Annotated in this window: 12 protein-coding genes and 1 pseudogene; 6 read left to right on the top strand and 7 right to left on the bottom strand. The window is 60.9% G+C overall.

Translation table 11 applies throughout. The features are described 5' to 3' along the window. Nucleotides 1–17 precede the first annotated feature (17 nt). From E8K79_RS17855 to E8K79_RS17840, 4 genes and pseudogenes are all read left to right on the top strand, one after another. Nucleotides 18–932 carry a polysaccharide deacetylase family protein gene (locus tag E8K79_RS17855; RefSeq protein WP_136515890.1) on the top strand — a complete coding sequence of 305 codons (915 nt, stop codon included), beginning with the start codon at nt 18–20 and terminating at the stop codon, nt 930–932. An 82-nt stretch (nt 933–1,014) separates the two neighbouring features. Then, nucleotides 1,015–1,218: a hypothetical protein gene (locus tag E8K79_RS17850; protein ID WP_136515889.1), complete on the top strand. Its 204-nt coding sequence runs from the start codon at nt 1,015–1,017 to the stop codon at nt 1,216–1,218. Nucleotides 1,219–1,421: 203 nt separating this feature from the next. Next, nucleotides 1,422–1,844 (top strand): hypothetical protein, encoded by a 423-nt coding sequence (locus tag E8K79_RS17845; protein WP_136515888.1) that lies wholly within the window; start codon nt 1,422–1,424, stop codon nt 1,842–1,844. A gap of 754 nt (nt 1,845–2,598) precedes the next feature. After that, a pseudogene (locus E8K79_RS17840) lies at nt 2,599–3,042 on the top strand (helix-turn-helix domain-containing protein); the annotation flags it as partial. Between the two features lie 144 nt (nt 3,043–3,186). Here E8K79_RS17840 and hisG read toward each other — a convergent pair. The 5 genes from hisG to E8K79_RS17810 form a co-directional block, all read right to left on the bottom strand. Next, entirely contained in the window at nt 3,187–4,062 is an 876-nt protein-coding gene (hisG, locus tag E8K79_RS17835) for an ATP phosphoribosyltransferase (protein WP_136515887.1), read from the bottom strand. A 185-nt stretch (nt 4,063–4,247) separates the two neighbouring features. Further along, a complete protein-coding gene (gene hisI, locus E8K79_RS17830) occupies nt 4,248–4,625 on the bottom strand; it encodes a phosphoribosyl-AMP cyclohydrolase (protein WP_135868296.1) in 378 nt (125 codons plus the stop codon). A gap of 408 nt (nt 4,626–5,033) precedes the next feature. Next, nucleotides 5,034–5,831, bottom strand: a complete 798-nt coding sequence (locus tag E8K79_RS17820) for an ABC transporter ATP-binding protein (RefSeq protein ID WP_135868297.1) — start codon at nt 5,829–5,831, stop codon at nt 5,034–5,036. Next, a complete protein-coding gene (locus tag E8K79_RS17815; protein WP_135868298.1) occupies nt 5,828–6,727 on the bottom strand; it encodes an ABC transporter permease in 900 nt (299 codons plus the stop codon). Before E8K79_RS17815 ends, E8K79_RS17820 begins: the two co-directional genes overlap by 4 nt. 75 nt (nt 6,728–6,802) lie before the next feature. Then, nucleotides 6,803–7,798 carry an ABC transporter substrate-binding protein gene (locus tag E8K79_RS17810; protein ID WP_162604707.1) on the bottom strand — a complete coding sequence of 332 codons (996 nt, stop codon included), beginning with the start codon at nt 7,796–7,798 and terminating at the stop codon, nt 6,803–6,805. 477 nt (nt 7,799–8,275) lie between these two features. Between E8K79_RS17810 and E8K79_RS17805 the strand changes: the two genes are divergently transcribed. Continuing rightward, nucleotides 8,276–9,421 carry a hypothetical protein gene (locus tag E8K79_RS17805; protein ID WP_136516026.1) on the top strand — a complete coding sequence of 382 codons (1,146 nt, stop codon included), beginning with the start codon at nt 8,276–8,278 and terminating at the stop codon, nt 9,419–9,421. Between the two features lie 134 nt (nt 9,422–9,555). On the opposite strand, the gene E8K79_RS17800 is transcribed toward E8K79_RS17805, so the two are convergent. After that, nucleotides 9,556–10,311: an NRDE family protein gene (locus tag E8K79_RS17800; RefSeq protein ID WP_136515885.1), complete on the bottom strand. Its 756-nt coding sequence runs from the start codon at nt 10,309–10,311 to the stop codon at nt 9,556–9,558. A gap of 12 nt (nt 10,312–10,323) precedes the next feature. Then, complete coding sequence (locus E8K79_RS17795; RefSeq protein ID WP_136515884.1) at nt 10,324–11,007, bottom strand: PilZ domain-containing protein; 684 nt, start codon at nt 11,005–11,007, stop codon at nt 10,324–10,326. A 210-nt stretch (nt 11,008–11,217) separates the two neighbouring features. Between E8K79_RS17795 and E8K79_RS17790 the strand changes: the two genes are divergently transcribed. After that, nucleotides 11,218–16,053: an Ig-like domain-containing protein gene (locus E8K79_RS17790; protein ID WP_162604706.1), complete on the top strand. Its 4,836-nt coding sequence runs from the start codon at nt 11,218–11,220 to the stop codon at nt 16,051–16,053. Nucleotides 16,054–16,056 lie beyond the last annotated feature (3 nt).

Raw genomic sequence — 16,056 nt, 5'->3', positions numbered from 1 at the left:
ACGCTAACGGAGACGACATGCCTGAAAACAGCAACGAAACTGTTGCCCTGAAAGTCGACGTCGATACCTTTTGCGGCACCCGCGACGGCATTCCGAACCTGCTGCGCATCCTGGACGAGTTCGGGGTGCGCGCCACCTTCTATTTCTCCTTCGGCCCCGACAACTCCGGCAAGGCGGTGCGTCGCCTGCTGCACAAGGGTTTTCTCGCCAAGATGCTGCGGACCAAGGCGCCCGCTATGTACGGGGTGAAGACCATGCTCTACGGCACCCTGCTCCCCGCCCCGATGATCGGCCAAGGACTGCCGGACGTCATCAGGAGCGTAAGGGATGCGGGACACGAGGTGGGAATCCACTGCTGGGACCACGTCGACTGGCACGATCATCTGCACCGCTTCACACCGGAGCAGGTTGAAGCAGCTCTGGAACGCGCCGCGTCCACCTTCGAGACGATCTTTAGCTGCCGCGCCCGGACCTGTGCCGCGCCAGGGTGGACAGTAAGCTCCGCTTCCCTGAAGGTCCAGGACGCCATGGGCTTCGCCTATTGCAGCGATACGAGGGGAGACGCCCCCTTCTATCCAGTGCTCGCCGGAAAGCGGTTCCAGACGCTGCAGATCCCTTCAACCTGGCCCACCATGGATGAACTCATCGGAGAAAACGGCGTCACCGCCGCGACGGTGAACGACGTTTACCTTGCCCGCCTGCGTCCCGGGCTCAACGTTCACACCATCCACGCAGAACTCGAGGGGAACGCCATGATCGACACCTTCCGGGATCTCCTCACGGCGCTTTCGAAGCGACGGGTGCGTTTCATAACGCTGCGGGAGGCTGCAAACGAGTACGGAGCAAGCGCCCCCCTATGCAACGTCGAGATGGGGACCATCGCCGGAAGGGCCATGCCGGTCGCCCTGCAAAGATCGACGCCTCGCACCTGACGCAGCGGTTGTGGTTGCTTTAGAAGGATGCTCTGGTCTAGGATGTACTGCCAATTTTACAAACCTTAAGCGAGCCTGCCTCATGACTACGCAACACAACGATCCCGCCGCAATGGACAAGGCCATGGCGAAGGTATGCGAGCTCTGCCCGGTATGCCTGCATGCGCGTTACCACCAAAAAGGCATGGTCTATGATTTCGTGACCAAGGTGGAAGAGGACATCTGCCCCTTCTGCCGCGCCTATGAGCGGGTGCACGGCCAAAAGGCGCACGAGAAGAGAAGGTAGCACTCACCACATCATCGCCTCCTCCACTAGCCGCACTTCCCTCCATCACGAACTGCATCACTGAAAGCCGCGCCTGTCAGCCTCCAGATTTCTGCTTGCATTCCTTTCGTCAGGCTCTAATATCTACGGGGCGCGCCGCAATATTAAAAAAACTCAACCATCCACAATCTGCCGTTGCCACGAGCGAACGAAGGGAGGTGTACATGGGAAGTCACCGAATACAACGGAATTTCAGGAATCTCGGACCGTCAAGATTCCATGCGTTCAACCAGAAGGTGAAGACCGCCCTAATCGACAAGGCCAGGTTCCCTGACTCTTTCTGGGGGGCGATTCTGGCGACGCTGCTCACGCCGTATGTCGAAACATCGGACAAGCACGATGCGGTGTATCACGAGTCAATGCTCGGCAGCAAGTTGTTGATATCCGAGCGCGAGGTTCTCCAGCAGCAGCTCGTCGAGTACCTGGACCAGATCGCTTCATTCCTGGAGATGGCCGCGGTGCGTACCCCGGAGATTCTCCTCGCTTCTGGGTTCGATCTCTCCAGGGACAGAAGGGGTCGTCCCAAGGCAAGCGCAGCAAATCACTCCGCGGCGCCCGCCAAGGACGATGAAGGCGAACCGGCTTGATCTCGAAAAAGCAGAGGGGGTGCCTGCAGACACCCCCTCAGTTTTCTCCATCTCTCCTCCTACAGGCTGCTACCCATTCGCAGAGCCACGATCCTCCCCGGTATAAAAGTCTTCGAACGCCGTACACGTGTTATCTATTGCGATAAACGTGTTATCTATTGCGATAAACGTGTTATCCATCGCGGTGCATGACTTTTCCATCGCGTTAGATTAATCATCCATCGCAGTACACGACTTATCCATCACGTTGGATTAATCATCCATTGCCGTACACGACTTTTCCATCACGTTGGATTAATCATCCATCGCGGTACACGACTTTTCCATTGCGTTAGATTAATCATCCATCGCGGTATACGACTTATCCATCGTGTTAGATTAATCATCCATCGCGGTACACGACTTATACATCGCCTTAGATTAATCATCCATCGAGGTACACGACTTATACATCGCCTTAGATTAATCATCCATCGCGGTACACGACTTTTCCATCGCGTTATATTAATCATCTATCGCGGTATACGACTTATCCATCGCGTTAGATTAATCATCCATCGCAGTGCACAACTTATCCATCGCGTTAGATTAATCATCGAGCCTGCTGGGCGTGTAATGGATTTTGCGACGGGGCGCCGGCAGTCGAGCGCAGCAAACCGGTGAACCGCCTTCTTTGACTTCCTTGCTCACCTGTGTGAAAATCGCTTGCTTTGATTCGGCATTCACATGACGGACACTTAGCAACAGGCAAGACCATGAAGGTCTCGATGGAAGGACTACTCGCGGAGTCGTCATCACAGGAATGGTTCATCGAGAAAAACAGAGAAGCCGCCCAAACAGGAAAGAGAGAAGGCACGGGGACGGCAGAAGGAGGTCCATGGAAATGAGCTATAAGCCGGTGTCCTATAACCCTGAAAAGACGTTGGCAAAAGAACTTGAGGCTCCCGAGTTCAAAGAGGCTTGGGATGCGTTGGAGGATGAGTTTGCAACTTTGGATGCGCTTTTAGCGGCTCGAAAGCAGGCGGGATTAACTCAGGAAGAAGTGGCGACGAGAATGGGGATTTCGCAGCCATCGCTGGCCAGAGTAGAAGGTTCTCTCGGCTCTCACCGCCATTCCCCCTCTCTGGAGATGCTCCGCAAATATGCTGCCGCCGTGGGCTGCAAGCTGGAAATCAGGCTTGTGCCCAATCATTCCTAATGGGCACATCGAGTACGGGGATCCTCTTTGGAAGGTATGGAAAGCGTGGTCCTACCGGTAGGCGCGTCAGGCATCTTTCTGCATTTTAAAAGCCGGTCCACCTCAAGGTGGCCGGCTTTAGGTTTTATATGCGGGGTGCCGCGGCTAGATGATCTTATTGAGTGAATATTCGACTATCCCTTCCGCGCCGAGCTTGATGAGCTCGGGGACGATGCGGCGGACTTCCTGCTCGGGCATGATGCTCTCGATGGAAACCCAGTCGGAATTGTAGTGATTGGCGACGGTCGGGCTCTTAAGGCTCGGGATGACGGCGGTGATGGCGGCCACCTTGTCCTGGGGGGCGTTCATCTTGAGACCGACCATACCCTCCGCTCTCAACGCGGACTGCAGCAGCGTCGCTATCTGCTGGATCTTCTCGCGCTTCCAAGGGTCTTCCCAGGTGGCCTTGTTGGCAACCATGACGGGGACCGACTCCATGAGCTCGGTCACGATCCTAAGGCCGTTGGCCTTGATGGTGGAGCCGGTCTCGGTGACTTCGACGATGGCGTCGCAAAGACCTTCGACGACCTTGGCTTCGGTGGCGCCCCAGGAGAACTCGACGTTGACGGAGATGTTACGCTCGGCGAAGTAGCGCTTGGTGAAGCCGACGAGTTCGGTGGAGATGGTGCCGCCATGCAGGTCTTCGGGGCCCTTGATCTTGGAGTCGCCGTTCACGACGAGCACCCAGCGGGCGGGACGGCGCGAGACCTTGGAGTAGACCATTTCGCAGACTTCCACTACGTCGGAGTCGTTCTCGCGGATCCAGTCACGACCGGCGATGCCGACGTCGATGGTGCCGCGCTCGACGTATTTCCCCATCTCCTGCGGACGGATCAGGGAGCACTTGATCTCCTTATCGTCGATGCCGGGGAAGTAACTGCGCGATGAAATCGATATCTGCCAACCGGCTTTCTTGAACAGCTCTACGGTGGCATTCTCCAGGCTCCCTTTGGGTACGCCGAGCTTCAGTAGGTTTTCCATGAATCATCCTCCTTGAATGAAATTGAATTGAATAAAGATCAAATCCCCCCTGTCCCCCCTTCGCAAAGGGGGGGACGCTGGGTCACATGCAGCGCGTCGTGGGAAAGCTGTACCAGCCTCCCCCGGACTCCCGTATGAACATAAAAAAAAGCCACCAAGCGGGGACTTGGTGGCTTCAAAATTTCCTATTTCTTGTAAACCGTGTTGGGATCAAAGAGCGGGTTGGAGTGCTCGACCCAGGTACCGTTTTCGTACTTCACGTAGAAGCAGCTCCGGTTCCCGGTGTGGCAGGCGGCGGGACCGTTCTGCTTCACCTTGATCACTACGGTGTCGGCGTCGCAGTCGGTGAGCACCTCGATCACTTCCTGGGTGTTGCCGGACTCTTCGCCCTTCATCCAGTACTTGTTCCTGGTGCGGCTAAAGAACCAGGTCTTGCCCGTCTCCAGGGTCAGGTTCAGGGTCTTCTCGTCCATGAACGCAACCATCAACACTTCGCCACTTTCGTTGTCCTGAATTACGGCAGGAATCAGGCCGCCCATCTTCTCAAAATCGATCTTTATCATGGCTTCTCTCAGTCCTTCTCCGACGTATTTTGGGTAAAAAAGTATCTTTTAATACACCGCAGGGGCGAGATGTGTCAATGATTATGTAGACGGGACAACACCCCAATACAGAGACATTAACGCAAAGACGCAAAGAGGACTTCGAGAGAAGCAAAGACTTGAAGTCTCCAGGCACTTTCTCTTGATTTGCCAACCAGAGCACATTGTCCTTTGGTTTTCCTTGCGCCTTTGCGTCTTTGCGTCTTTGCGTCTTTGCGTCTTTGCGTCTTTGCGTCTTTGCGTCTTTGCGTCTTTGCGTCTTTGCGTCTTTGCGTCTTTGCGTTAAAGCCTCTTTTCTCTTTAAAAATAAACAAGGCCCGGCGGAACGATATCCGCCGGGCCTCATTTTTTGCTGCCGTTGCGCTGTCTCTAGTCTTCGGCGAGCAGGGTCCTGTCGTTCTCGAAGGTCTTGTGACGCAGTTCGTGGAACTTCTGGATCAGCTTTTCCACGGTGAGCGCCTTCTTCTCTTCCCCCTCGATGTCGAAGATGATCTCGCCGCCGTCCATCATGAGCAGGCGGTTGCCGAATTCGATGGCGTGGCTCATGTTGTGGGTGATCATCATGGCGGTGAGGTTGTACTCGCTGATGAACTTGTTGGTCAGTTCCAGCACGATCTCGGCGTTCTTCGGGTCGAGCGCCGCGGTGTGCTCGTCTAGAAGAATCAGGCTCGGCTTGGAGAGGACCATCATGAGCAGGGTGAGCGCCTGGCGCTGCCCGCCGGAGAACATAACCAGGTTCTCTTTCATGCGGTGCTCAAGGCCCATCCGCAACTGCACCAGTTCCTTCCTGAAAAGCTCGCGGGTCTTGTTGTTCAGACTGCGGCGCAGCCACTTCATTCCCTTTTTATGGGTGATGGTCATATTGTCTTCCAGGCTCATGTTCCCGGCGGTGCCGAGCAGCGGATTCTGGAAGATCCTGCCGATGTACTTCGCCCTCTTGTACTCGGGATCCCTGGTCACGTTCCTGCCGTTGGCCAAGATCTGGCCGTCGGTGGGGGTGTAGGTCCCGGCTATGGTGTTGAAAAGGGTCGACTTGCCGGCGCCGTTGGAGCCGATGATGGTGATGAAGTCGCCCTCTTTCACCTTCAGATTGATGTTGTTCAGGGCCTTGTTTTCGTTGACGGTCCCCTGCCCGAATACGATGGAAACGTTTTTGAGCTCTATCATTTTGCCACCTTGAACGGGACCTTCAGTTTCTTCGCCTGGGTCATGATCAGCAGGATGATGATCAGCACGCCCTTTATGAGGTTCAGGTCGCTCGGGGTCATGTGGATCAGGTAACCGTAGAAGCGCCCGACGTACATGACGGCGTAGAAGCAGACGGAACCGGCGAGGGCGCAGAGGGTGAGGACGCCGATCCTGTTGCTCTTCAGCACGAGGAACTCACCGATCATGACCGAGGCGAGGCCGGAGACGATGATCCCCTGGCCAAGGCCTACGTCGGCGAAGCCCAGGTACTGCGCCGCGAAGGCGCCGGAGACCGCGACGAGGCCGTTGGAAAGGCCGACGCCGATGGTCTTCAGGGTCTTCGGGTTCACCCCCTGCGAGATGACCATCTGCTCGTTGTTCCCCATGGCGCCGAGCGTCATGCCGAGGTCGGTGCGGAAGAAGAGGTCGAGGAGCACCTTCACCACCAGGGCGACGATCAGGAAGAAGACGAGCAGTATGTACTCGTCCGGGATGATACCGGTGAACTTCTCGGTCACCTGGGTGAGGATGGTCGGCTGGTTCAGCACGGGGACGTTGGCGCGGTTACCGAGGATCCGGATGTTGACCGAGTAGAGCATGGTCATGGTGAGGATACCGGCCAAGAGGTTCGGCACCCGCAGGTGGTTGTGGATGAGCGCGGTGACGACGCCGGCCAGGACGCCGCCGGCGAAGGCGACGAGAAGTGCAAGCCACCCGTTCATGCCGAGAAGGAGGCACTGCACCATGAGCGCCGCGCCAAGGGGAAAGGACCCGTCAACCGTCAGGTCCGGAAAATCAAGAATCCTGAACGAGATGAACACGCCCAGGACCATGATGCCATAGATCAGCCCTTCGACAAAAATACCTTCGATCATAGTGAACCGTTTACCCTTCTGCTTGATTAAAAACTCCCCCCTCCGTTTATACGAAGGGGGGAGAGGCGTTTGCCGTTACTTCTTGGTCACCTTGCCGTTCTGACGCACGGTCTTCGCGGCCTTCACGATGTCGGCCGGGACGGTCAGGCCGAGCTTCTTCGCAACGTCGAGGTTGATGAGGAGGTCGACGTCGGATGCCTTGGTCATGAAGCGGGTAGGCATCTGCTCCGGCTTCTTCCCTTTGAGGATCTCGATGATCATCTTGCCGGTGGCGCGACCCATCTTGTAGTAGTCGAAGCCCCAGGCGGCGAGGACGTCGTAGGTCTCGGAGGAGCTCGGGTCGGCGGACATGACCGGGATCTTCGCCTTGGCGGCGACGTCGGCCACGGCGCTCATGGCGGAGACGACGGTGTTGTCGGTGGAGATGTAGATGGCGTCGACGCGGTTGGCGATGGTCTGGGCGGCCTGCTTAACCTCGGCGGACTTGGTGACGGTGGTCTCTACGAACTCGAGGTGCTTCTCCTTGCAGACCTGCTTGACCATGCCGGCAAGCACCACTGCGTTCTCTTCGGAGCTCGTGTAGATGTGGCCGATGCGCTTGGTCTTCGGCTTGATCTTGAGGAGCATCTCGATCTGCTGCTTCACCGGGGTCATATCGGAAACGCCGGTTACGTTCTTGCCGCCCTTGGTGAGGGAGGGGACGAGACCCGCCTTGACCGGATCGGTGACTGCGGAGTAGACGATCGGGATACCTTTGAGGGTGTTGACCAGCGCCTGGGCGGTCGGGGTGGCGACGCCTACGGCGAGGTTCACCTTCTCGCTCTGGAACTTGTTGGCGATCGAGGCCGCGGTGTTGATGTCGCCGTTGGCGTTTTGCACGTCAAAGGTGACCTTCATCTTCGAGGCGTTCAACTCGTCCTGGATGCCTTTGACAACCGCATCCAGTGCCGGGTGGGAAACGATCTTGGAGATACCGATCGTAACCTGCTTGGCAGGGGCCGCCGCGAAGGCGGTTGCCGCACACATAAGTGTTACCGCGAGAACCAACAGAATACTGATCTTCTTGCTCACCAGACACCTCCAGTTACATTGAAATAGATTTCACCTGCGACTGCTTCAGGGGGAAACTGGGACTAATGGAGCTGCATCTACGATCGGAACACCGGAAGGCGGTACCTGCGAAGAGGTCGGACCTTTTTCCGGTCGCCGAGCATACCACTCGGAAAGAGCCATCGTCAACGCCATAGTGGCCTAAACATGCCGACTTCACCGGGAAAATGCTAAAAAAACGTCCCCGTACCGGCTCCGGAGGAGAAAAATTAGATTTATCTATTCAAAAACACCCATCGTTGTTGACACCGCAAACGCAAAAAGGGTAAAGTACGGCAGCTTGTCGGTTTTGTCATAGGTGCCAGGCATCAAAGCCCGCCCGCATACCTCCCCAGCAGCCGCCAGAACCAGACTCCGATGATCACAGCTTCAAAGATCCCACGCCGGCAGGGCCGTTCCATGTCCGGCTGGACCAACATAAAGGAGAAGATTCGACGTATGCACCTCTACCCCACCAACCGCCCCGCCCTTTTGATGATCGCCATGCTGGCGCTGCCGCTGGCACTGGCGGGATGCAAGGACAACAAGCCGACGGCCTCCACGGCTGCGGCCCAGACGGTACCGCAGGGACAGCCTTCCTCGGCTAAGGCCGCACCGGCTCCGACACAGACAACCGAAGCGCCCGCTGCCGCGCCGCAGCCCACGTCTCCCGCCTTCGATGCGCACTCGAGCGCCAAGAAAGCCAAGGGAGCGAAGGGAAAGGCCGCGACCGCTCCGAAGACGTCTTACCGCGCCGGTGAGGACCCGGACTTCGCCGCTGCCAAGGGATGGCCGGTCAAGTATCCGGCGCCGCTTCCCGGTTCGATCCTGCCGCAGAAGAGGATCGTCGCCTACTACGGCAACCCGCTCTCCAAGAGGATGGGGGCGCTGGGGGAATACCAGAAGGACGACATGCTGCAGCGGCTTAAGCGCGAGGTGGGCAAGTGGCAGGCGGCCGACCCGTCGCACCCGGTACAACCGGCGCTGCACCTGATCGCGGTGGTCGCCCAGGGGGACCCGGGCAAGGCGGGGCTTTACCGGATGATCATGCCGGACAAGATCATCAATGACGTCTACAGCTGGGCCAAGTCGATCAACGCCATTATGTTCATCGACATCCAGACCGGGCACGACAACATCCGCAACGTGCTGCCGCGCTTCGAGTGGATCCTGAAGAACCCCGACGTGCACCTGGGCATCGATCCGGAATTCAACCTGATCAAGAGCGGCAAGAAGCCGGGGACCAAGATCGGCACCTACGACGCGGCGGACATAAACTACGCCTCGGGGTACCTGAAGGAGCTGGTGAAGAAGTACAACATCCCCCCGAAGGTGTTCATCGTGCACCGCTTCACCAGAAACGGCGTGACCAACGCGAAGAACATCCAGCTGCGCCCGGAGGTGCAGATCGTGATGAACATGGACGGCTGGGGCGCCCCTTGGCTGAAGCGCGACTCCTACAAGGATTACGTCGTGGCTGAGCCGGTGCAGTTCACCGGGTTCAAGCTCTTTTACCACAACGACACCAAGAAGGGGGACGCGCTGCTCACCCCGAAAGAGGTGCTCTTGCTGCAGCCGAAACCGCTCTACATCCAGTACCAGTAGGTCCTTCCAAGAGCCCCCCTTCCCCTTCGGGAAGGGGGGCTCTTCAAGGCAAATCCCCCCTGTCCCCCCTTCGCAAAGGGGGGGACGTCAGGCATCGAGACAGTTATCGCCATCCCCTCCTGACAGCCGCCCTCTCACCAGTTGAATTCCGCCCGTCTATCCTGCACCGCGCCACCCTCGAAACTACGCTCGATGAAGGTCGCCTTCCCCTCGTGATCCACCAGTAAGACGGTCGAACAGCGGGTGCCGTACTCCGCACTCTTGACGAAGACCGGGGAGAGAAGCCGCTCGAGGTCGATCCCCACGCCCGTGTCGGGAAGCTCTGCGTCGGAAGGATGGGTCTCGTCGGCAAGCAGCGCGAAAAGGTCCTCGGGGACGACACTCTTCCCGGCGAGGATGCGGGCGAGCCCTTCCTTGCCGCAGCGCACCTTCGGCCATGGGGTGTCCAGGAGATGGTTGGAAAGCCCGTGGATGCCGGGCTCGATGCGGACCGTCTGGTCGCTTTTGTTGGAATAACAGAGGAGGTCTTCGCCGTCATACAAAAGAAGGTTGAAACCGCCGTAGGCGAGGCTGGAGGCGCGCAGGCTGGCCACGTAGGCTTCGGCCGCGGCATCCTCCTCGAGAAAGCCGCTCACGAGCCTGCCGCGGGAGGGGCCGTGACGGTGCAGATCGCTTGGATCGCGGTAGTTGGTGAGCGCGGCGATGCGTCCGGTGGTGGTGACGCCAAGCCAGGTGCCGCCATGGACCAGGTCGCGGCCGGCATAGATGTGCGGTGCGTCCTTCCAGAACTGCGCCGGCGCGGTGGGACGACGGTAGTATTCGTCACGGTTGGCGGCGATGACGAGCCGGTACTGCGGGTGGGCCTGGTAGGCAAGTAGCAGCGTGCACATGTGGAGTTCCGGTCAGGGGGTGATGATACGGGTGAGTTCGGTTCGCTGCATCTCGGTGAGCGTCTCGAACTGCAGCCCCGCTCCCGGGACGCAGCGCCCCTCTCCCCAGTGCTGGGTCCAGCGCACGGTTGCGGCGATGGGAGTCGGGTCGATATCGAGAAGGCGCAGCCAGACCGTTGCACCGCACGCAAGCTCTTCCATGGTGTGGAGAAAGAGGCCGCCCATGCTGAGGTTCACCGCAAAGGAGCGGTGCGTCGCAGCTTCGGGGAAGGAGGGATCGCTACTGTACCAGAGGTTCAGATGGATCGGTTTGCGGGTGTGCCGGCGCAGCGAACGGGCCGGGAAGAGTCTGCAGCGGCTTTCGATGAAAAAACGCAGCGCGGCGTCGCTGTCGGGTGAGAAAGTCTGTTCGAGCGGGCTCAGCTTTATCTTCTTTCCGCGCGGGTCCCACTTCACCCGCAATACCGGGAAGAGGTTGATGCTCTCATAGGCGATGACCTTCGCCTCCTTGCTGCAACGCACCAGGGTGAGGATGTCGATCAGGAAACCGTTGTAAGAGCGCTCCTTGGCCATCTCGGCCATCTGTTCAAATGAGTGTGCCAGCTCTCCCTGCGCCCCCGCTCTGGCAATGGCATCAAGGTACGCGCTTCCAGCATCGGGATCATTGGCGACTATGAGTATTCTGGGATCGTGCATCCGGCGGTGTTTTCCTTTTAGTAGCAATGAGGACGCATGCGGTCTTTAAGCCACAATGTTAAGCGGTGTCGGAAAAGTTAAAACAGGGATGAGTAAATTGCAACTCTTTCCTCTCATGTTTTTCCTGCTTCTCCCGAAATGTCTAACAGTACCGGTCGCTTCTTTAAGAAGCGCAACGGGCGTGCAGAAACCAAGACTGGAGAGGTCCTCATGAAACTTGCAGCTGCATTGGCGCGCCGCGTCCGGCTCATCGTGCTCACGGCCCTGACGGCGGCCCTGTTGCCCTGCGCAGGCGCCGACGCCGCGGTGGTCTTCAACAACTGGTCGAGCAACGGGCCGGCCCCTATCCCCAACAAGGGGACGCTCACCGCCCTCGCGGTGGCCCCAACGACTCCGGCCACGATTTACGTCGGCGCCGACGGCGGCGGCGTGTACGGCATGAGCGACGGGGGGAGCATCTGGTCGGCGCTGAACGGAGGTCTCTCCAACCGGCGTGTGGCGGCACTGGCGGTGCACCCGGTCGACCCGAAGGTGATCTTCGTGGCCACGGCACAGGGTATCTTCAAAAGCGCCGACGGCGGCCTCTCCTGGAACGACTCCTCGACGGGTGCTTCCGGGGTGCCGGTACGCGCCATCGCCATCGATCCACTCTCCACCGCAACCGTTTACGCGGCAACCGGCTCCGGCGTGTACAAAAGCACGACGGGGGGCTCGTCATGGAGCACCGCGAACACAGGTCTTTTGAGCCTGGACGTACGCGCACTCTTAGTCGATCCGTCGACACCGGGCGTACTCTACGCGGCGACCGCTGGCGGGGTCTACAAAAGCGCGGACGGCGCCGCCACCTGGAACGCGGCGAACACCTCGCTAGCCGACACCGACGTCCTCTCCCTCGCCTACGCCGCGACGACCCCGGTCACGCTCTTCGTGGGAACGGCCACCGGGATGTATCTCTCCACCGACGGCGCGGCGACCTGGGCGCAGGACGGCGCCGCCTCACTGGGGAGCCAGGCGGTTGCCAGCATCCTCGTCGACAACCCCTCGGCACCGACGGTGCTCTACGCTGGAACGGCGAACGGGATATACCGCCAGAGCTACACCTCGGGTAACTGGGGGAACTGGAGCGCCTTCGCCTCCGGGCTCACCCCGGGTGCGGCGGTGCACGCGCTCGCTAACATCCCGACGAGCCGCACCACGCTCTACGCGGCGACCACCCTGGGCGCCTTCAAAAGCACCGGTGCTGCCTGGTCCTCTCTCTCCTCGGGGCTGCGACAGGGGCGGGCGGTGACCGTGAAGCCTACCGATCCGACCGTCGTGGTGGCGGGGTTCGCCGGCGGAGGGATCTATCGTTCCACCGACAGCGGAAGCAGCTGGAGCGCCACCATCGACAACGCGGCCGGAGGGATGTTCGCCACAGCGCTTCTCTACGACGCGACCGGAACGGCGCTTTACGCCGCTTCCGGCAACGGCGTCTTCAGGTCGACGAACGACGGCGGCGGTTGGACCGACATCAGCGCCACCCTTCCGACCAGCGACGTCCGCGCCCTCGCCCTCGACGCAGGTGCCACGCTCCACGCAGCCACCTCGCTCGGGGTCTTCGTCTGGAACGGCGTCGACACCTGGAGCGCCTACGGAGCCGGGCAGCCGTCCAACAGCGACGTCACCACGCTCACCTTCAAGGGGGGCTACCTCTTCGCCGGAACCAACGGCGGCGGGGTGTTCCGCTCGGACGGGACGAGCTGGACCCAGGTGAACTCAGGGCTCACCAACACCGTGGTGTACACGGTCGCCTCGGACGGCGTAAGCCTCTACCTTGGGACCGGTGCGGGACTCTTCAAGTCCGGCGACAACGGGACGACCTGGGTGGCAAGCAGCAGCGGTCTCACCAATATCGTGGTGAAGTCGATCGCCCTCTCCGGCGGGGTGCCGAACTTCATCACCGCCGGGACCGCCGGCGGCGGGGTCTTCTTCTCGACCAACGGCGGCGACATCTGGACCGCGATGAACACCGGCCTCACCGACAAGAACGTGAACGCCCTGAGCGCGAACGCGGCGACGAAGAAGGTGTACGCCGCCACCGCGACCGGCAGGGTCTTCAACCTGAACCTGAGCGCGGTCTCCGCGGTCACCCCCGCCGCGCCGCTTGCATCCGCCCCGTACAGCTTCGGCCAGGTGAACATAGGGGACACCAAACAGGTGAGCTTCTCCCTCCAGAACACGGGAACGCTGCAGCTTAAGATCTCGTCGCTCTCGCTTGCCGGAACCGACGCCGCGCTCTACGGCATCACCCAGGGGGGCGCGCGCGAGTGCAACCTCGCCCTGCTCCCGAACCTGACCGTGGAGGCCGGGGACTACTGCACCGTCACCGTCGGCTTTCTCCCGGTCGCCCCCGGCAACAAGACCGCCTCGCTCACCGTGCACTCCGACGCGGTGAACCAGCCGGTGACCACGTTCCTCATCGGCACCGGGGGGTATCCCCCCCAGGCGACCATCACCTCCCCGGTGAGTGGCGATACGAGGAAGAGCCCGGTGCTGATCGCGGGGAGCGCCATCGACCGAAACCAAAGCGACGGTTCCGCCGGCACCGGTGCAACCCTCGCCAAGGTGGAGGTATCCACCGACGGCGGTACCACCTGGCAGAGCGCCACCAAGAGCCCGACCCTCAACTCGTGGACCCAGTGGAGCTACAGCTGGACCGCCTCGCCGCTGCCGCCCAACGGCCCCTACGTGATCAAGGCGCGCGCCACCGACACAAACGGTTTCGTGCAGAGCGCCCTCTCCAGCATCAACCTGACCCTGGACAACACGCCGCCGGTCACCACCATCACGTCCTTCCCGCCGCTTCTGGACAGCACCGCGTCGGGCTCCTTCGGCTTCACCGTCGACAAGGCGGGCTCCACCTCGGTCTGCCGGATCGACAGCGGGATCAGTAACGCCTGCAGCTCCCCCTTCTCCTTCGCGGCGCTTCCCGACGGCAGCCACACCTTCAGCGTCCTCTCCACCGACACGGTGGGGAACGTGGAGACCACCGCCAAGACCTACACCTGGACCATAGACACGACCCCGCCCGCGACCACCATCACGACGGTACCGGCGGCCTACACCCAGCTGACCTCGGCGAGCTTCACCTTCTCGGCCAACGAAACGTCAACCTTCGCCTGCAGCCTGGACGGCGTGACCACCTCCTGCACCAGTCCCAAAAGCTACACGGGACTTGCCGACGGCCCCCACCTCTTCACGGTCCAGGGGACCGACCTCGCCGGCAACACCAGCACCGGCGCTCCGACCACGAGGAGCTACGGCTGGATCGTGGACGCGAACAACAAGCCGACCTCCAGCGTGAACGTCCCGCTCGCCCCGCTCTCCGGGATCAGCTACCAGATCACCGGGAGCGCCGCCGACACCGTCTCGGGCGTGAGCGGCGTGAACATCTCCGTGAACGGCGGCGGCGCGAACGCGGCCACCGACACGAGTGTCGCACCGGCTGCTCCCTGGTCGAGCTGGGGGTACCTCTGGAGCCTGCCGGTGAACGGCACCTACACGGTGCAGGCCCAGGCGGTGGACAACGCAGGCAACGTGCAGGCCGCGACGACCGGGAGCAGCTTCATCGTCAACAACCCGCTTCCCGAAGTCGCCCTCGGGGGACCTACCGACGGCGCGCTCCTCGGGAGCGGCTCCCCGCACCTCATCACCGGCACGGCGCAGGCCGCAACCGGCGGGCTTCCGCTGCAAAAGGTCCAGGTGGCCATCTTCCCGAGCGCGACACCTCCCGCAACCGTCTCCTGGCAGGATGCCGCCGGCTCCACCGCCTGGAGCTACAACTGGCAGTTCCCTGCGGACGGCAACTACACCATCCAGGCGCGCGCCCTCGACGTGGCCCCGAACCTGTCCGGCGCCGTCACCGGCAACCCGTCCCAGGTGGTCAGCCGGAGCGTGACCATCGACACCACCCCGCCCACCTCGACCATCACGCCGCTTGTGACCCCCTACCTGACCGGGCAGCAGATCACGGTGAGCGGCACCGCCGACGACCCGGCCCCGGGAACCGGCGTGAAGCAGATCACCATCGCCATCGTGAACGCCCTCGGCCAGTCGGTGACCGGCACCCCCTTCTACAACAGCGGCAACAAGAGCTGGAGCTACACAAGCGGCGCCCTCCCCGACGGCAGCTACACGGTGCAGGCGACGGTGACCGACAACGCCGGGAACCAGCAGTCGCCCCCCGCCTCGGTGAACGTGGTGATCGACAACGTCGCGCCGGTAACCACCATAACTGCGAAGCCGTCGCTGCTGTCGAACCTCTCCAGTGCGACCTTCAGCTTCAGCGCGAACGAGCCCGCCACTTTCATCTGCAGCCTGGACGGGGTCTCTGCCCCCTGCAACTGCAGCGCGTCGACGACGACCTCCTGCACGGTGAGTTACAGCGCACTTTCGACGGCGCAGCACACTTTCGCGGTGTCGGCAAAGGACGTCGCGGGCAACGTTGAGACACCGGCCAAGGCATATTCCTGGACCGTCGACCTGGTCCCCCCCGTGGTAAGCTCCACCACACCGGCAGACGGCGCCGTGCGGCTCTCGGTCGCCACCCACACGGTGAGCGTCGTTTTCAGCAAGGACGTCGATCCGGCCACGGTGAACGGCAACACCTTCTACCTGACCCCGGCGGTTCCCGGAGCGATCAGCTACGACCAGGCGACCCACACCGCCACCCTCACCCTTAGCGCTCCGCTCGCCTACGCCACCACCTACACGGCGACCCTGACCGGTGCCATCACGGACCCGGCGGGAAATCGCCTGCTGCAAAACTACACCTGGAGCTTCGCCACCGACCCGGACGGAGACATGAACCTGGACGGCAAGGTCGACCTCGCCGATGCCCAGCTCTGCCTGAAGGCCGCGGTCGGCAAGATCACGCCTACGGCGCAGCAGTTGCGCCATGCCGACCTCGCCCCGTTCAGAAACGGCAAGCCGCTCCCCGACGGGAGACTCGACGCAAGCGACGCGCTCATCATCCTCGCCAGGATGGTCGGCGCGGTGACATGGTAACCA

Source organism: Geomonas edaphica (genome assembly GCF_004917075.1).
Taxonomy (GTDB): Bacteria; Desulfobacterota; Desulfuromonadia; order Geobacterales; family Geobacteraceae; genus Geomonas; species Geomonas edaphica.
The sequence above is the reverse complement of the archived record's forward strand: the minus strand, read 5'-3'. Positions and strand labels throughout refer to the sequence as shown.